This window comes from Paenibacillus spongiae, from assembly GCF_024734895.1.
Classification (GTDB): Bacteria; Bacillota; Bacilli; order Paenibacillales; family Paenibacillaceae; genus Paenibacillus_Z; species Paenibacillus_Z spongiae.
In genome coordinates, this window is record NZ_CP091430.1 from 4,951,307 (window position 1) to 4,968,019 (window position 16,713).

Annotated in this window: 16 protein-coding genes; 7 read left to right on the forward strand and 9 right to left on the reverse strand. The window is 54.8% G+C overall.

Features of this window, described 5'->3' with window-relative positions:
* Positions 1 to 295: 295 nt before the first annotated feature.
* Complete coding sequence (locus L1F29_RS22540; protein ID WP_258389774.1) at positions 296 to 1,174, forward strand: SDR family oxidoreductase; 879 nt, start codon at positions 296 to 298, stop codon at positions 1,172 to 1,174.
* A 214-nt stretch (positions 1,175 to 1,388) separates the two neighbouring features.
* On the opposite strand, the gene L1F29_RS22545 is transcribed toward L1F29_RS22540, so the two are convergent.
* Positions 1,389 to 1,514, reverse strand: coding sequence for a hypothetical protein (locus L1F29_RS22545; RefSeq protein WP_258384288.1), 126 nt, complete (start codon positions 1,512 to 1,514; stop codon positions 1,389 to 1,391).
* 22 nt (positions 1,515 to 1,536) lie between these two features.
* Positions 1,537 to 1,920 (reverse strand): hypothetical protein, encoded by a 384-nt coding sequence (locus tag L1F29_RS22550; RefSeq protein ID WP_258384289.1) that lies wholly within the window; start codon positions 1,918 to 1,920, stop codon positions 1,537 to 1,539.
* A gap of 155 nt (positions 1,921 to 2,075) precedes the next feature.
* On the opposite strand from L1F29_RS22550, the gene asnB reads away from it, so the two are divergent.
* Entirely contained in the window at positions 2,076 to 3,920 is a 1,845-nt protein-coding gene (gene asnB / locus L1F29_RS22555; RefSeq protein ID WP_258384290.1) for an asparagine synthase (glutamine-hydrolyzing), read from the forward strand.
* Between the two features lie 572 nt (positions 3,921 to 4,492).
* Here the strand turns inward: asnB and rdgB are convergent.
* From rdgB to L1F29_RS22570, 3 genes are all read right to left on the reverse strand, one after another.
* Positions 4,493 to 5,131 (reverse strand): RdgB/HAM1 family non-canonical purine NTP pyrophosphatase, encoded by a 639-nt coding sequence (gene rdgB / locus L1F29_RS22560; protein ID WP_258384291.1) that lies wholly within the window; start codon positions 5,129 to 5,131, stop codon positions 4,493 to 4,495.
* Complete coding sequence (gene rph / locus L1F29_RS22565) at positions 5,128 to 5,874, reverse strand: ribonuclease PH (RefSeq protein ID WP_258384292.1); 747 nt, start codon at positions 5,872 to 5,874, stop codon at positions 5,128 to 5,130. The genes rdgB and rph overlap by 4 nt, the downstream gene beginning before the upstream one ends.
* 255 nt (positions 5,875 to 6,129) lie before the next feature.
* Positions 6,130 to 7,194 (reverse strand): GerMN domain-containing protein, encoded by a 1,065-nt coding sequence (locus tag L1F29_RS22570; RefSeq protein WP_258384293.1) that lies wholly within the window; start codon positions 7,192 to 7,194, stop codon positions 6,130 to 6,132.
* 128 nt (positions 7,195 to 7,322) lie between these two features.
* Between L1F29_RS22570 and L1F29_RS22575 the strand changes: the two genes are divergently transcribed.
* A complete protein-coding gene (locus L1F29_RS22575; protein ID WP_258384294.1) occupies positions 7,323 to 7,862 on the forward strand; it encodes a phosphatidylglycerophosphatase A family protein in 540 nt (179 codons plus the stop codon).
* A gap of 335 nt (positions 7,863 to 8,197) precedes the next feature.
* Here L1F29_RS22575 and hemG read toward each other — a convergent pair whose 3' ends face one another.
* From hemG to hemE, 3 genes are all read right to left on the reverse strand, one after another.
* The gene (gene hemG, locus L1F29_RS22580) at positions 8,198 to 9,691 is read right to left on the reverse strand and encodes a protoporphyrinogen oxidase (protein ID WP_258384295.1); all 1,494 of its coding nucleotides are present in this window, start codon (positions 9,689 to 9,691) and stop codon (positions 8,198 to 8,200) included.
* A gap of 87 nt (positions 9,692 to 9,778) precedes the next feature.
* Positions 9,779 to 10,702 carry a ferrochelatase gene (gene hemH, locus L1F29_RS22585; protein WP_258384296.1) on the reverse strand — a complete coding sequence of 308 codons (924 nt, stop codon included), beginning with the start codon at positions 10,700 to 10,702 and terminating at the stop codon, positions 9,779 to 9,781.
* Positions 10,695 to 11,765: a uroporphyrinogen decarboxylase gene (gene hemE, locus L1F29_RS22590; RefSeq protein WP_258384297.1), complete on the reverse strand. Its 1,071-nt coding sequence runs from the start codon at positions 11,763 to 11,765 to the stop codon at positions 10,695 to 10,697. The genes hemH and hemE overlap by 8 nt, the downstream gene beginning before the upstream one ends.
* A gap of 247 nt (positions 11,766 to 12,012) precedes the next feature.
* Between hemE and L1F29_RS22595 the strand changes: the two genes are divergently transcribed.
* From L1F29_RS22595 to L1F29_RS22610, 4 genes are all read left to right on the forward strand, one after another.
* A complete protein-coding gene (locus tag L1F29_RS22595) occupies positions 12,013 to 13,686 on the forward strand; it encodes a PhoX family protein (RefSeq protein WP_258389775.1) in 1,674 nt (557 codons plus the stop codon).
* Positions 13,687 to 13,713: 27 nt separating this feature from the next.
* Positions 13,714 to 13,929 carry a twin-arginine translocase TatA/TatE family subunit gene (gene tatA, locus L1F29_RS22600; protein WP_258384298.1) on the forward strand — a complete coding sequence of 72 codons (216 nt, stop codon included), beginning with the start codon at positions 13,714 to 13,716 and terminating at the stop codon, positions 13,927 to 13,929.
* A 1-nt stretch (position 13,930) separates the two neighbouring features.
* Positions 13,931 to 14,656, forward strand: coding sequence for a twin-arginine translocase subunit TatC (tatC, locus tag L1F29_RS22605; protein ID WP_258384299.1), 726 nt, complete (start codon positions 13,931 to 13,933; stop codon positions 14,654 to 14,656).
* A 164-nt stretch (positions 14,657 to 14,820) separates the two neighbouring features.
* A complete protein-coding gene (locus tag L1F29_RS22610) occupies positions 14,821 to 16,032 on the forward strand; it encodes an MFS transporter (RefSeq protein WP_258384300.1) in 1,212 nt (403 codons plus the stop codon).
* A gap of 30 nt (positions 16,033 to 16,062) precedes the next feature.
* Here L1F29_RS22610 and L1F29_RS22615 read toward each other — a convergent pair whose 3' ends face one another.
* Positions 16,063 to 16,692 (reverse strand): O-methyltransferase, encoded by a 630-nt coding sequence (locus tag L1F29_RS22615; RefSeq protein ID WP_258384301.1) that lies wholly within the window; start codon positions 16,690 to 16,692, stop codon positions 16,063 to 16,065.
* Positions 16,693 to 16,713 lie beyond the last annotated feature (21 nt).

The window sequence follows — 16,713 nt, forward strand, 5'->3', positions numbered from 1 at the left end:
TAGTTGAATGAGCAGCTCAGCTCCCATTTCATTCCCTCCATACACCGTGTAATGCTCCTTCGATTGGCCTCTCCTCCCGCAGGGTCAAACCTTCACGTCTCCCGTTCTATACCTATGCGGGTTATTCCGGTTATATGTCTTCGTTCAAGCCTATATGCTCCTGCCGAGACTCCCCCCTGCTGATTGCCGTAAGTTTTATCGGATAATAGACCGCAGCGCATGTGTAAAACAGCGACGCATAAGGAATGCTATCCCTTTGAAAGGAGTGTTTACCTTGACACAACAGCAGAATAACATGCCGCAGACTCAGCAGGCGCCGCAGCGGCCGACCTCATTCCCGCCGCAGCATCAGAATCAGATGCCGGGAATCGAAGCGGAGATGAATCCCAGACCTCAATTCGACTCTCCCGCCTACCTCCCGGCCGGCAAGCTCAAAGGCAAGGTTGCCATCATTACCGGAGGGGACAGCGGCATCGGCCGGGCCGTTGCCGTAGCGTACGCCAAAGAAGGGGCCGATTTGGCCATTGTATATTTAAACGAGAATAACGATGCGCAGGAGACTAAACGGCTTGTGGAAGCGTTCGGCATCCGATGCCTGCTGTTAGCGGGCGATATCGGCGACCCCTTGTTCTGCAAGAAGTCCGTCGATGACACGATCCGGCAGTTCGGCAAGATCGACATAGTCGTCAATAATGCCGCCGAGCAGCATCCGCAGGATACCATTGAACAAATTACGCCGGAACAACTGGAACGGACGTTCAAGACGAACGTGTTCGGTATGTTCTACTTAACTCAAGCGGCGAGTCCGCATCTCCACAAAGGCGCTACTATTATTAATACCACATCCGTGACCGCCTACAGGGGCAGTCCGACTCTGCTCGATTACTCAGCGACGAAGGGCGCGATGGTCGCATTCACCCGCTCGCTGTCCATGAATTTGAACCCGAGGGGCATCCGCGTCAATGCGGTGGCGCCCGGCCCCGTGTGGACGCCGCTCATCCCCTCCACCTTCGACGCGCAGCAGGTGGCCAAATTCGGCTCGGATACGCCGCTCGGCCGATGCGGGCAGCCGGATGAAATGGCTCCTGCCTACGTCTACCTGGCATGTGAAGACTCGTCTTATATGAGTGGACAAGTCATGCATGTGAATGGCGGAGAAATCGTGAACGGGTAACCGGCAGGGCTAAGTAAGATAATGCGGCGGAGCAGGAATCCTGCACCGCCGCTTTTTTCTATGCCGCGATTACTATAATCCTATTATTGAAGCCTCCGGATCAGATCAGATTGATCGCCCACCGCAAAAACCGCCTCCCCGCATTCGATCGCGCCGCGTTCGCGCACGAAAGAATACAGAAAGGCGGTATAGAAGCTGCGCGTTTTGTTCGCGGTTATTTATCTACGCTGGTGCTTGCGTTGTTTTGCGCAGGCTTCTTGGCATTCTTCTCAATCACTTCATCGGCATAATTCTGGTTCTTCGCATACTTCATGCTTTTATTGTCCTTCATCCGTTCCATTCAGCTGTCACCTCCCTTCGAATCAAGAAAGCGTGCCCTCCGGAAATAACCCCATCGTCTTAATATGCCGCTTCGTCTCCGGTGTTCCAAGTTCATACAGCTGCTTATAGATGCCCTCGATAAAGCCATCATAAGCCGAATTCATCCGTTCCACCGGTGCGCTGCCAAACGGGTGTGAGGTGAAATGAGCCATTTCCGCCTCGTCCTCGCTCGACAGCTCCTCGAATAGCTCCTGCAGCCGGTTCAATTCCTCCTCGTTAGCAACTATCTCCAGTTCAAAAGCCGCTGCTTCAGGGTCTTCGAGTATGGAGCCCGCTTGAACGGATACATAGTAATGCTTGCGTTCATAGAACGCCTCCCGGTCATGCCGTTCCTCCGATTGTCTGGTATCTTCATGCTCCTGCATAGCCAGATTCATCTCCTTAGCCTAACGTTTGCCTCCAAAGTAGCATCCCCACAGGGACAGACATTTTATCCTTTTTCGCCGCATAACCATCATAGTATCGCTGTTTTCGACGTCGCACCGCTGCTATAAGCCCTGCATAGAGAGGAATGAGAACCATGTGTGGATTCACGGGCTGGATTGATTGGACCGACGATCTAACAAAACATGCTGCCACGTTGGAAAGAATGACGGAGACATTATCGAACCGCGGACCGGACGCCTCCGGTACGTGGATATCCCCGAATTGCGCTCTGGGGCATAGACGCTTGTCTGTCATCGATCCTGCGAACGGCGCGCAGCCGATGGTCCGCGTATCCGGTGACGATACTTTCGTTATCGTATATAACGGCGAGCTGTATAATGCGCCGGAGCTGAAACGAGAATTGGAAGGAAGAGGCCGAAGCTTCACGACTACCTGCGATACCGAAGTGCTGCTTGTCGCTTACATGGAATGGGGACCATCCTGCGTGGAGAAGTTCAACGGCATCTTTGCCTTTGCCATCTGGGATACGCTCGAACAAAAATTATTTCTGGCACGCGACCGGCTCGGCGTGAAGCCGCTCTTCATCGCGAAGCAGCTTGGCCGGTTTATTTTCGGTTCGGAGCCGAAGTCGCTGCTGGCGCATCCTTCCGTAAAACCCGAGGTAGGTCCCGAAGGGTTAGCTGAAATCTTCATTCTGGGCCCCGCCCGCACACCAGGACATGGCGTATATCGGGACATCAGCGAGCTTCTGCCGGGACAATGCGCGACCGTGACCCGTTCGGGCGTTTCCATTACCCACTATTGGCGCCTGGAAAGCCGTCCGCATACCGAAGACGTCGAAGCAACCGCGCACACGGTCGGCGAGCTGCTGAAGGATACTGTGGAGCGGCAGCTCGTATCCGACGTACCATTATGTACCCTGCTGTCCGGCGGACTCGATTCCAGCGCCTTGACGACGCTCGCCGTCCGTTATTATGAACAGACCGGCCAAGGCGCGGTCCATACGTTCTCCGTCGATTATGTCGATAACGACAAACATTTCAAGGCGCACGACTTTCAACCGAATGCCGATGCGCCATGGATTGACCGTATGAATACGTATTTGGGCACGGTGCACCACCCCGTACATTTCGACACCCCCGAATTGGTCAAAGCCTTACGTGAAGCAATGCTCGCGCGCGATTTGCCGGGAATGGCCGATGTCGACGCTTCGCTGCTGCTCTTCTGCCGGGAAATCAAGAAGGAAGCGACCGTCGCCATATCCGGCGAAGCAGCTGACGAAATCTTCGGAGGCTATCCTTGGTTTCACCGGGAGGAATCATTAAATTCCAACACGTTCCCGTGGTCGCTTGCCAGCGGAATGCGGGCCGACCTGCTCTCCCAAGACGTTGCTGCATGGATACGTCCGCTCGAATATATCGCCGACCGCTATAGCGAAGCCATCGGCGAGGTGCCTCGCTTGAAAGGGGAAGACGAAACAGCCGCACGGATGCGGGTCATGTCATATTTGAATATTACCCGTTTCATGCCCACGCTGCTTGACCGCAAAGATCGAATGAGCATGGCTGTCGGGCTTGAGGTTCGCGTCCCTTATTGCGATCACCGGCTAGTCGATTATGTCTTCAATATCCCATGGGAAATTAAAACGGCCGGCGACCGGGAGAAAGGGATTCTCCGCCGTTCGCTTGAAGGCGTCCTCCCGCACGATGTGCTGTACCGCAAGAAAAGCCCATACCCGAAAACGCACAACCCGAATTATCTGGATGCCGTACGCACTCAGGTTTTGGACTTAATTCATGAAGGCACCTCGCCGTTACTGCCGCTTATCAATGTCAAACGAATCCGGGAAATCGCCGAGTCCGAATCCGCCAGCACCAATCTCCCCTGGTTTGGCCAGCTAATGTCCGGCCCGCAGCTGTTCGCCTACTTGCTTCAGACGGATATGTGGCTGCGTGAATATAAGGTTTCGGTTCGCTAAAATGAAGCTGCTGCTAAATAAAAGCGGCCCGCAGTTGCACTGCGGGCCGTTAGTATTAGCTCTGGTATCAAATTATAAAAATTGCCATAATCTCAAGCTTAATTGGTAGCCTTGATAAATCCGCTCCGTCTGCCTGCCTTCAATCCCCTGCTCCCATCGCATAAACCAGTGGTGTCTAGTGCTGCCGCCGCCTGGCGGTAACGCATCCATCGCATGGGGAGCTTACTCCGCATAGGCGAACAGGTTTTTATTGTTCCTCGTCAGCAGCTGCCCGGAAAACCATTCGTCGAACTGCTGCGCCCAAGGCATCGACTCAAGCTGAACGGATGATCCGCAATATGCAGATCCTGCGCTATCTCGCTATCCTCCGTCAATCAACTGCTCACCGCGATGGTCCCAATGCCTAGAGAAGACAATAATGGCCGAAGGCTCGGGCTACTGCTCCGGCATCCCCACGCTTGTCCGTGTAACGGTTTCGTTCGGCAGCAAGCGTAGGCGCGCCGTGTGTAATAAACAAACCCGGCATCAATGCTTGCATGGAGCCACCCAACATGGAATATGAAAGTTATCTGTTAGGTTAGCTGTTGTAAGAGCGCTTCAAGCGCCTGCCCCCGGTGGCTGATGGCATGCTTCTCCTCCGGCGTCAGCTCGGCCATCGTTCTGCCGAAAGCCGGCAGCCAGAATAGCGGATCATAGCCGAAGCCGTTCACGCCTCTCGTACGGTCTATGATTTGACCTGCGACATAGCCCTCCGATTCGATGAATGATTCCGTCTGCGGATCGTACAGCGCAAGCGCGCACACAAACCGGGCATCGCTTAGAAGCTTGGATCCGTCCGGAAGCGGCTCCTGCTTACCGGATTCAAATCCGGCAAGCTTCGCAAGCTCGGCAAGCAGCTTGGCATTATTGCTAGCATCATTGGCGCCAGCGCCGGAATATCTGGCCGAATAGATGCCGGGCTCACCGTTAAGTTTGGCTACGGCGAGGCCGGAATCGTCCGCAAGCACAGGCAGCTTCAACGCCTCCGCTACCGTCTTCGCCTTCTTGCGCGCATTCTCGGCAAAGGTAGCGCCGTCCTCGACCACATCGGGCAATTCCGGATAATCGAACATGCTGACAACATTCATGCCCAGCTTACCGAACGCAAGCGCAAATTCCCGCACTTTGCCGGCGTTCTTCGTAGCAACGACGACCGTTCCGCCGTTCTTCATACGTTTGCCGTTCCAATCCGGCTGCCAATTGCGCCGAGCGCTTCCCGCTGCTTGGCAACGAGCTGGCCAATGCCGTCCTCAGCCGCGGCCAGTAGGGAATCAAGCTCTTGGCGGGAGAAGGGCGACTCCTCGCCCGTTCCTTGAACCTCAACGAATTTCCCGGCTCCGGTCATGACCACGTTCATGTCCACCTTTGCCTTGGAATCCTCTTCGTAGTTCAGATCAAGGAGCGTCTTCTCCTGGATGACCCCGACACTGACCGAGGCCAGATAGTCCGTGAGCGGATATTTGGTGAATGGATGGTTCTGGTTCAGCTTATGTACTGCCAGAGCCAGTGCAAGGAATGCACCGGTAATGGATGTCGTGCGCGTGCCGCCATCCGCCTGAATCACGTCGCAATCAATCGTGATGGTCCGTTCGCCGAGCGCTTGCAGGTCGACGACCGAACGGAGCGCCCTGCCGATCAAGCGCTGGATTTCCATCGTGCGGCCGGTTAGCTTCCCCTTCGCTGATTCGCGCTGATTACGCGTCTGCGTCGCGCGAGGGAGCATGGAATATTCCGCCGTAATCCAGCCTTTGCCCTGCCCTTTCATGAAGGGAGGCACTCTTTCTTCCACAGAAGCCGTGCAGATCACTTTCGTATCGCCAAATTCTATGATTACGGAGCCTTCCGCATATTTATTCGTGTTCATCTCAATGGTGACCGGCCGAAGCTCGTTCCATTGTCGTCCATCTGTTCTCATGTTCCGTAATCCTCCAATTTCTTCTTACCCCGTAGTCGTACGGCACTAAGCCATTCCGTACCATTTTACCAAAGACAAGCATGAATTGCACCTGATCGCAATCCGCTCATCCCCTCTTTAGAGGATAATTCCGCAGAAATCCGCGTTGGCTCAGCGGTTGAAGCTGGTTGGAACCTCTATCCCGCCGCATAAAGAAAGAGCTCAAGCCGTCAAGGACGGTCTGAGCTCTTTCCTGCGCGTTGCTTTATAGGCGGATTAAGATTTAAAGGCGTTCATATGGTCAGGACGGCTAACCGGCTGGCTGTAGGACTGGTTATTCGTATCCACGACATCGGTCTTGCCGTTGATTTTAATTTGGACTTTGCCGAAGCCTGTATTCTCAGTCAGCGCCAGCACGACAGCTTCCAGCATCTCGGCCGGCTGTTGGACGCCTTCCTTATAGGCGCTGTCCTCCAGATCAATGGTGACGATATCATTCTTCTTCGTGATGTCCTTGACGACCACATCCGGCGTGATGACCGCATTCAACCGGGTGCCATTGCTGAGCGGGCCGGCAATAAGCTGATCGATGGCGGCCTTCGCCTTATTATTCGTCCGGTTAATCAGACGGGTGACCGGAACATAATAGGGTTCGTCGTCTGGCGTAACAGCGGAGAAATACAAGGTGACGGCAGTCGACTGACTGTAGTTGAGCCCTTCGGCGGCTTCCAGATTGATGCCCACAGTCCTGGTCATAGGCTGGTCGAGCGGCATCCCTTCCACCGGCATTTCAGTCAGCTCCTCGCCTTCCAGCCAAATCTGAACCTTCTGTATGCCTTCCATTCCGGTCAGCGTCCATGTCACGGCTTCAACGATCCTGCGCTCCTCGGAAGCGCTGTAATCACCGAACGATTTGGAGAAATCGACGATGGCCAGCTTTTGATCCGGTACGATCTTAAAGTCCTTTACTTGAGTCCCTTTCGGCAGTACCGCCTGGAACCCTTCAGGCAGCTCGCTCGCCAGCGCGCCGCCGTCGACCATCAATTCAAGCGCCTTCTGACCGGCCTTCTCCTCATTACCGAGCGCAGCAAGCACAGTAACCGGGGCGAGCAGATTATTCGAATCCTTCAGATACACAGTCATCTGCGTCTGCTGTCCTTGCGTGTCGGTTTGTCCGGTTACATTGCCTTCACCTTGGCTGGCGTTGTTCTGAGCAGCATTTTGAGGCGGATCGATTTGATTGCTTGCTTCCTGCGAGAATAGCCCGCAGCCGGTCGTCAGAATGGGCAGCGCCAGCGCTCCGGCGAGCGCAGCCCGGCGAAACAGGCGGTAGTGAGTCATGTCGGTTTTTCCTCCCTTTTCGAATGGATGCATTTGGTACAAGTCCTCTTTTGTAGTACTATGTATACGAGCCCGGAATACGAATTAGACCAGCTTTGTCCCACATTTCTAGACAAGAGGTGCATCCGATGACGAAATCCAATATGTACAGCTTGAACAGCCAGAAGGTTGCGGCCGCAACCGAAGAGTGGCTCACGAACCGCGGCGTCAGCAAGATGCAGATTGCGGAGCTTGTGCTTTTTCTCCAGAAGGATTACTTTCCGGAACTGGATCTTCAGGAATGCGAGAACAACGTCGATGCCGTCCTGAGTAAACGCGAGGTGCAAAATGCCATTCTCACCGGCATCCAACTGGACCTGCTCGCAGAGGAAGGCAAGCTGATGACTCCGCTGCAGGAAATGATCGAGAACGACGAGGGGCTATACGGCTGCGATGAAATATTAGCCTTATCGATCGTGAACGTATACGGCAGTATTGGTTTCACCAATTTCGGCTATATCGATAAGCTTAAACCAGGCATACTGAAGAAACTCAACGACAAGAATGATGTCCCCTGCCACACGTTTCTGGATGACATCGTCGGCGCTATAGCTGCCGCAGCCAGCAGCCGCATCGCCCACCGCAAGCAAGCCGAGCGCGAAGGCAGCACCACCCCGCCGCTCGATTAACGACAGAAGACCGTCCATTGGAGCAGCATGCTCTTGTGGACGGTCTTTTTTGATGAGACGCGGTTGGGCAGCTGTGCGTCACATGTAACGCTCTTTTTCGGCGTTACAGACGTTGCTGGACTCTGCTCCTCGAGGGCGGATGCTCTGCTGCCGCAGCTGGCAGAAACATCGACCGGGACGTCAACAGCTCAGCCATTATGCCACAACCAAAACTTGCCTAAGAGCTGAATATTCACCGCCCCGGAGCTTTAGCGGAATCCGGCAGCTGCCAGGTGCCCGCAGATATAGAAAGGACCTCTCGACGTCGTTGTCAACTCGTCAAGAAGTCCTCATCTCTACCGGCGCTCCAACGCCTCTATGGTACGTATTGCCGCCTCCTTGCCCTGCCGGATGCAGTCGGGCAAATCGAAGCCGTCGAATGCCGCGCCGGTTGCCCATACGCCCGGCAGCTTGGCGGCAAGCTCGCCGCGCATGGCGCCGATTTGCTGGAGATGGCAAACCGGATATTGCGGCATGGAACGGTGCAGCCTTGTGATCACCGTGAAAATCGGCTCGGCGGTGATGCCCATCAGTTCGCGAATGTCGTGTTTGACCGCTGCTGCGAGCTGGTCATCGGGCAAATCCACATCCGCTTCGTCTCCTGCGCGACCAGTATTGCACCGAAGCAGACATTGATCCGCTGGGCTAGCGTGCGGCCACTTGGCTGAAATCCATGTGCATGCTGTAATGGACGTACCCTCCGAGCGGGGGATAACGAACTCCGATCCGTCAGACTCAAGACCGAACGTCTCTTTCTTGAAAGCCATTGTTACGTTGGCGACCGACACATAACGAACAGCTCTCAGCGCAGCCGCATCAATATGGGGCTCCAACAGATCTGCGGCATCATAAGCAGGCATTGCCAGCACGATTCCGTCCGCTTCAATCGTTTCACCGTTGCTGAGTACCACTCTATATGGATATCCACGCTCAGCTTCCCGGGCGGTGTCAATATTCACACCGGGAAAAAAGCCATCCGCAGGTTCGATGCGAACCGCCTTCGTCTCCATCCTCCGTTCGACGCCGATGAGCGACCGGTCAAGCGCATTCACCATCGTCGCAAGCCCGCCCTTGAACGTTAAGAAAGCGGTACGCGCAGACGCTGGCAGCTTATCCGCGTCCACTGCTGCAGCCGGCGTCTTGCCGCGGCTGGCTTTCATGCCTCTGATAAGACTGCCGTATTTACGCTCCGATTCCCCGAATTGCGGGAACGCGGCCTGCAAGCTCAACTTGTGCAGGTCTCCAGCATAAATACCGCCAAGCAGCGGCTCCGCGATCCGTTCCATCACTTCCGGGCCGAGCCGCCGCGACAGAAAGCTGCCCAGCGACTCGTCGTCGTCCGTTTTCTTGGCAGGCAGCACCAGATCCATCAACGCACGAAGCTTGGCTCCCCAAGTCAGGATGCCTGTCTTCACGAACGGAGCAATCTCCGTCGGAATGCCGAGCATCAGGCCGGGAGGCATCGGATGAAGCTTGCCGCGATGCATGATATACGTCTTCTCGGCGGCCGGATTCGTCCCGATGAGCTCCTGATCGATGCCAAGCTCGAACGCGAGATCGATGACCGGTTTCTTGCTCGCCAAGAAGGAATCCGGCCCGCGTTCGATAACGAAGCCGTCGCGATGCAAGGTGCTGATTTTGCCTCCGAACCGTTCAGCCGGATCGACGATGGTCAGCTCCGGCTTCCTCCCCCTCGCCGCTGCTTCCCGAAGAAAATAAAAAGCGGAGCTCAGTCCGCTGATCCCGCCGCCAATCACGACGATCCGATCAGGTTGTCCGATTCTCCGCATAAGCTTCATCTCCTACAAAATTTTAACGAGGCAATCTGCCGGCAATAATCGCGTCCAATTGCTCGCAGCGTGTATGTAAGTGATCATCTAACGCCATGGATCCTTGGCTTCCACCGATTCCGCAAGGGTCTGCATGTAGAATGGATCCGTGTTCAGCATTTCGATACGTTCGAACTTCATGCCAAGCCCGCCTGCCGCTGTCTTCGCTTCGATATCGAGGTCGTACAGGACCTCCAGATGATCCGACACGAAGCCGATGGGTACGGAGAGCACCTGCTTGTACTCCTTATCGGCCGTCTCCTGCAGCGTCTCGAGAATATCCGGACCAAGCCAAGGCTCCCGGGTTCTTCCCGCGCTTTGCCAAGTAAATTCCCAATCCGTCACGCCCGCCCGCTGCGCGATCGCCGACGATGTTTCCAGCAGCTGTTTCTCGTAGGGATCATTCGATTCCCGGATTCGGACCGGCAGACTGTGAGCGCTGAACAGCGCCTTAATCGGCTGCTTCCGGTCAAATTTGGCGAGCGCGGATACAACCCGATCTACAAGCGCTTCGATCAGCTTCGGATGAAGATGGTAACTTTCCACGGATACCATTTCGATTCCGACCTCATCCGCCTTATCCTTGGCCCGTTTATTATATCCGCCGACGCTCATCGTGGAATAATGCGGTGCGAGCACAATGGTAACAGCGCGCTTGATTCCGTCCTCCGCCATCTTAGCAACGCCATCCTCGATGTAGGGCGAAGCATGCTTCAGCCCTTGATAACAGGCATAACGTCCAGGTGCCAGCGCATCCAATGCGGCTTGAAGACCCGATACCTGCCGATTCGTATTCTCGCGGAGCGGGAACACGCCGCCGACCACGGCTTCGTATCGTGCGGTCAATTCCGCCAGCTGCTCCGCAGTCGGAGCATGTCCGCGCCGGATGTGCGTGTAATAAGCCTCTATGCCCTCCATACTTTCCGGTGTCCCGTAAGACATCACGAGCACGCCGATCCGATTGTTAGACATGCTGTGACTCCTTCCGTCCTAAGCGGGCAATGGCTTCTTCGGAATAACCGTGTATGAATTCGGTCAACGCCCGCAATTTATCGAGAGACGCTTCCGGGAACAGCCCGTGTCCAAGGTTGAAAATATATCCTGGCTTCTCGATGCCTTGATCGATAATGTCGCGGGCGTACGATTCGATCGTTTCCATCGGAGCGGTCAGCACATACGGATCCAGATTCCCCTGGACCGCATAAGCGTCTTGCAGACGGCGGCGGCCTTCAGTTACCGAAACCCGCCAATCGAGTCCGATTACGTCCGCCTTCACGTTTCCAAGCAGAGGAAGAAGCTCCCCTGACGCCACGCCCGGGAAATAAATTTTGGGCTGCGGCAGATCCGACAGCTCATCGAAGATCCGTTCAATGGTTGGCAGCACGTACATCTTGAAATCGTTAGGCGATAGAGCGCCTACCCAGCTGTCGAACAGCTGGAACGCCTTGCCTCCGGCGGCCATATGAGCGCGCAAGTAGGCAATAACCATATCGCCGAGCTTATCCATCAATTGATGCCAAATCGCCGGTTCGCTATACATCAGCGTCTTAGTCCGTATGTACGACTTGGACGGGCGTCCTTCGATGAGATAGCTTGCGATCGTGAACGGAGCCCCGGCAAACGTAATCAAGGGAACCTCCAGCTCGCGGTCCAGAATGCGTATCGTCTCCAGCACGTGGGAGAGATCGCCTTCCACATCGATCGGCTTAAGCCGCTGAATGTCTGCGGCGGAGCGGATCGGATTGTCGATAACGGGTCCAACATTCGGCACGATATCGAAATCGATGCCGATCGAAGCGACCGGATTCATAATATCCGAGTATAGAATTGCTGCATCGACGCCGAGCTTCTTGACCGGCATAAGCGTAACTTCAGCAGCCAGCTCCGGCTGGCGGCAAATTTCGAGGAGCGAGTATTTTTCCTTTATCTTACGGTAATCGGGATCATAGCGTCCCGCTTGTCGCATATACCAGACGGGCACGCGATCGACGGATTCCTTCCGACAAGCCCGGATGAAACGGTCGTTATAGCTCATTGACCTTCCCCATTTCTATCATTTTCCCTTCGTTTCCATTATGCCCTTTTTACAAAGACGTAACAACCGCCACAGATCGACTTTCATTGACAAACATATGACAAATGGCTGGCCGCAAACCATGGCTGCATACAAAACGTTCCTGTTTACAAAACATTATTAAACCGTTAACACACGATTAATACATGCCCCTGAAAATAGGACAGGTAAAGCAAATGACCTTTAGAGGAGTTGTTTGAACGTGGGCATGGATAATAATATGGATCGCCGTACTTTCTTATCTTATTTGGGATCTGGTGCGGCTGCGCTGGCCGTCGCATCGAGCGGACTTGGGGTTCTGAACGGCAAGGCTTCGGCGGAATCCGCCGCTAACCATCTGTTCGGATTCAAGACGAATAAAGTATCCGGCTACTTCGAACCGATCGAGCCTTCATCGGCTGACGAGCTTATCCTGCCGAAGGGCTTCAAATACGACGTAGTCGCCGCTTATAACGACATCATCAACCCCGCAGGCGATACTTTCGGCTTCAACAACGACTTCACGCTATACTTCCCGATCAACGGATCGAATGAACGCGGCCTTCTGTGGGTCAACCACGAGTACTCCAGCGAAGTGTTCGTCCACGGGGAGAAAAAAGGCGGTAAATACACAGCGGAGCAAATCAAACAAATGCTGTACGTCCAAGGCGGATCGATCATTGAAGTGTACCGCGACGCCAATGGCGTATGGAAGCTTGATCCGACCTCGAAATACGGCCGCCGCGTAACCGGCTTGACCCCTTTTGAGCTCACAGGGCCGGCACGCGGTTCCAAGGCTGTCAACAATGCTACGAAGGTTCAAGGCACGTTCGCGAACTGCTCCGGCGGAATGACGCTGTGGAACACCGTGCTTTCCTGCGAAGAAAACTATGAAGGAACAAGCGCCGACGCCGGTCTGGATGCGACGCATTACGGCTGGGTCGTTGAAGTCGATCCTTTCGATCCTAGCTTTGCGGTACGCAAGCATACGGCACTTGGACGCTTCCATCACGAGAACGCTGCCGTCGGTTTGGCCAAGGATGGACGGGTTGTCGTTTACATGGGCGACGATACGACGGATGCATGCGTCTATAAGTTTGTAAGCAAAGGCAAATATAACCCATCCGCCGGGAGAAGCAACAGCGACCTGTTGAAGGAAGGAACGCTGTACGCCGCCGACATGAAGAGCGGCAAATGGATTGCCCTTACCATCGAAGCCGTAACGAAGGCGCTGAAGGACGAGAAGTTCAAGATTCCTTCTTCTGTCAAGGCTACGAAGGAAGAACTGCTTGCCAAATATAAGGAACAGGCCGATGTGCTTGTCAACACGCCGGAAGTCGCTAATTTGCTGGGCGCAACACCTACGGACCGTCCGGAAGATCTGGAGATCAGCCCGTTCGACAACACGATCTTCATTGCCCATACGAACAATGATAAGCACGGCAACATTCACGGCCATATTACCCGCTTCTTCGAAAAAGGCAGCGACCTCGGCGCGACGGAATTCGATTTCGAAATATTCGCTGCAGGCGGACGTCAAAGCGGATTCAGCGCGCCGGACAACCTGACATTCGACAGCAACGGCAACCTGTGGACCGTAACCGACATCTCTTCCTCCAAGCTGGGCAAAGGCGTCTATACGACATTCCAGAACAATGGCGTGTTCGTCATCCCGACGCATGGCTCGAACAAAGGCGAGGCGCTGCAATTCGCATCCGCCCCGATTGAAGCCGAAATGACCGGCCCTTGGTTCACGCCGGACGAGCGTACCTTGTTTATGGCTGTTCAGCACCCGGGTGAAGAGACGTCCGATCTGAAAAAGCCGACAAGCAAATGGCCGCACCGGAAGGGCGATACGATGCCGCGCCCGGCTGTCGTTGCCATCAGCGGTTTTAAACTATAAAGCAAACACGAGAAGGGAGATTAACCAATGCCATTCGGAAATATCGGTATAGGCGGACTTGTCTTGATTCTTATCATTGCCCTCATTATTTTTGGACCTTCCAAGCTTCCTGAGCTTGGGCGCGCATTCGGCCGGACATTAAGCGAATTCAAAGGCGCGACACGCGGTCTCGTGAACGGCGAAGACGGCGATTCGAAGAAAGACGACGCAGAAGCGCCTGTCTCCGCAGCAGCAAACAAATAAGATGAAGAATCCGAACGAGCAGAACGTGATCGGCCATCTGGAGGAAATGCGCAGCCGGCTGATCCGGACGCTGATCACGTTCATCGTAGCGACGGCTGCAGCTTTCATCTATGTTCGCGATATCTATCATTGGCTTGCGAGAGATGTCGACCAAAAGCTCGTCGTGCTTGGTCCCTCAGACGTCATGTGGGTCTATCTGATGATTGCTGGCGTCGTCGGTATCGCAATTACATTGCCGATTGCCGCCTATCAATTGTGGAAGTTCGTGAGGCCCGCCCTTCCCGAACAAGCGAGACGTTCCACGCTCGTCTTCATACCGGCGATCAGTCTGTTATTTATGATCGGCATCGCTTTCGGGTATTTCATATTGTTCCCGATGGTGCTCGGCTTCATGGAGAAGATGGCAGGCGAGGATTTTGCCACGATGTATACGGCTCAGAAATATTTCACGTTCATGATTCATATGACGGTACCGTTCGGCTTTCTGTTCGAAATGCCCGCCATCGTGATGTTTCTGACCAAGCTCGGGATTCTGAATCCTAAGCGCCTGGCCAAAGCGCGCAAGCTTGCCTACTTCATTCTGGCCATCATTGCCATTACGATTACGCCGCCGGATATTCTCTCCGATATTATCGTTATCGTCCCTCTCTTCCTGCTGTATGAAATCAGCATTACGATATCCAAGATCGTCTATCGTAAACAGCTGCAATTACAGACGGACGTCTAAGAAAATGCAAGCCTTCCTCGCAATATTCAGCCGGTCCGCTCCAGCGGGCCGGCTTCCCTTCTTTACCGATCTGTGCCCGCCTCGTTCGGACTTCATGTTTCGTTGTGCTATACTGGTTCTACTGGTTATTGAACGAGCAATGAGCGCAAGGAGGCAGGACAACGTTGGTACAATGGAAAAAAAACCTCATGGTGCTTTGGTTCGGACAATTTCTCGTTATGGCCGGGATGACGATGATCATTCCGTTTCTTTCGCTTTATTTGCAATCCGAACTCGGGCTTACCGACCCTCACGAAATTGCTACCTGGGCCGGTTTTATCTTCGCGGGCAACTTCATTACGGCATTCGTGTTTCAGCCGTTGTGGGGGAAGCTGTCTGACCGGTACGGACGAAAAATGATGCTGCTCCGTTCGGGCTTCGGCATGGCCATCGTTATGGTTCTGATGGGCTTTGCCACATCGCCTTGGCATCTGCTGCTGCTGCGGATGGTGAACGGCACCATATCCGGCTTCAACCCGGCATCCGTCTCGCTGATATCCGCGACAACCCCGAAGAACCGCATGGGCTTTGCAATGGGAACCCTTCAATCCGGAGGGATAGCGGGCACCATATTGGGACCGTTCATGGGCGGGCTGCTGGCCGATCAGGTCGGCTACCGGCCTATATTTTATATCACGGGCACGCTGCTGTTTCTCGCTTCATTGCTGGCCTTGTTCGTCGTGAAGGAATCCTTCGACCGAACGCAAGCGGCGCAAAAGCCCAATGTATCCGTGATCGAGGGGTTCCGCCGGCTCGGGCGAATCCCCCAGCTCATGTCATTATTCGCCGTTTCCTTCATGATTCAATTCGCTATGATCGGACCGATGCCGCTCATGCCGCTCTATGTGCAGGAGCTGCTTGGAACGACGGTCGATCTCGCATTCTGGGCCGGCTTCGTCGGATCTGCGGCGGGCTTATCCAATCTGGTAGCCGCCCCGCTCCTCGGCCGGCTCAGCGACCGGGTCGGACAAGAACGAATCCTTGGCATCTCACTGGTCGGGGCGGCCGTCATGTTCATCCCGCAAGCGATGGCGGACAGCGTGTGGCAGCTGCTTGTCTACCGGTTCATACAAGGAATGTTTCTGGGCGGCTTGATCCCATCCGTGAACTCGCTTATCCGCAAGCACACGCCCGATGGAATGGAAGGACGAGCATACAGCTTCAACAGCAGTACGCTAAGTCTCGGCAATATGATCGGGCCGGTGGTCGGCGGCTTCATCTCCGGCTGGATCGGCATCGAAGGCGTATTTCTCGTATCGTCCGGCTTGTTCATCCTTAACGCCATCTGGGTATGGCAAACACTCGCCAAACGAAACAATCGCGTGTCCCGCAGTTGACGGGCACGCGATTGTTTTGTTGAGTCGGCCTTATGATTTCACCATGGCAACCGCCAGTCCATCGTAAGCTGGAAGAAGCGTGCCGAGCAGCCTCTCTTCGTGGATCATCCGCTCATTGAATTGACGCATCGCGAGCACCGAAGGGCCGTTCTTATCCGGATCATAAATCCGGCCGTGCAGAAGCGCATTGTCCCCGACTATGATAGCCCCCGGCTTGGCCAGGCGGAGCGCCCAATCCAGATAAACCGGGTAGCTTTCCTTATCGGCGTCGATAAAGAAGAAGTCGAAGGTGCGTCCCTCTTCCGCCAGCTTCGCCAAGCTTTCCTTGGCGTCTCCGATCTTGTAGTCGACGATCGAACCGAACCCGGCGGCCTCCAGGTTGTCCCTGGCCACAACCGCGAATTCCTGAACCAGCTCCAGCGACGTTAGACGCCCGCCTTCCGCGAGGCCCCTGGCCAGACAGATTCCGCTGTAGCCCCCTAACGCCCCTATTTCCAGAACGTTCTCCGCCCGCGACATGCGAACCAGCATCGTTAACAGCTTCCCGTAACCGGGCGCAATCGATATCTCCGGCATCCCATGACTGCGGATCGTCTCCATGACGCGCGCTAAATCCACATCCTCCCCTAACAAGCCTTCGATGTACTGTTCTGCTGACATCCATGCCCCTCCCATTCTTGA

Excerpts from the sequence above, each read along its gene's own strand:
- L1F29_RS22540 (WP_258389774.1), top strand. The coding sequence starts at position 296 with ATGCCGCAGACTCAGCAGGCGCCGCAGCGGCCGACCTCATTCCCGCCG.
- L1F29_RS22545 (WP_258384288.1), bottom strand. The coding sequence starts at position 1,514 with ATGGAACGGATGAAGGACAATAAAAGCATGAAGTATGCGAAGAACCAG.
- L1F29_RS22550 (WP_258384289.1), bottom strand. The coding sequence starts at position 1,920 with ATGCAGGAGCATGAAGATACCAGACAATCGGAGGAACGGCATGACCGG.
- asnB (WP_258384290.1), top strand. The coding sequence starts at position 2,076 with ATGTGTGGATTCACGGGCTGGATTGATTGGACCGACGATCTAACAAAA.
- rdgB (WP_258384291.1), bottom strand. The coding sequence starts at position 5,131 with ATGAAGAACGGCGGAACGGTCGTCGTTGCTACGAAGAACGCCGGCAAA.
- rph (WP_258384292.1), bottom strand. The coding sequence starts at position 5,874 with ATGAGAACAGATGGACGACAATGGAACGAGCTTCGGCCGGTCACCATT.
- L1F29_RS22570 (WP_258384293.1), bottom strand. The coding sequence starts at position 7,194 with ATGACTCACTACCGCCTGTTTCGCCGGGCTGCGCTCGCCGGAGCGCTG.
- L1F29_RS22575 (WP_258384294.1), top strand. The coding sequence starts at position 7,323 with ATGACGAAATCCAATATGTACAGCTTGAACAGCCAGAAGGTTGCGGCC.
- hemG (WP_258384295.1), bottom strand. The coding sequence starts at position 9,691 with ATGCGGAGAATCGGACAACCTGATCGGATCGTCGTGATTGGCGGCGGG.
- hemH (WP_258384296.1), bottom strand. The coding sequence starts at position 10,702 with ATGTCTAACAATCGGATCGGCGTGCTCGTGATGTCTTACGGGACACCG.
- hemE (WP_258384297.1), bottom strand. The coding sequence starts at position 11,765 with ATGAGCTATAACGACCGTTTCATCCGGGCTTGTCGGAAGGAATCCGTC.
- L1F29_RS22595 (WP_258389775.1), top strand. The coding sequence starts at position 12,013 with ATGGATAATAATATGGATCGCCGTACTTTCTTATCTTATTTGGGATCT.
- tatA (WP_258384298.1), top strand. The coding sequence starts at position 13,714 with ATGCCATTCGGAAATATCGGTATAGGCGGACTTGTCTTGATTCTTATC.
- tatC (WP_258384299.1), top strand. The coding sequence starts at position 13,931 with ATGAAGAATCCGAACGAGCAGAACGTGATCGGCCATCTGGAGGAAATG.
- L1F29_RS22615 (WP_258384301.1), bottom strand. The coding sequence starts at position 16,692 with ATGTCAGCAGAACAGTACATCGAAGGCTTGTTAGGGGAGGATGTGGAT.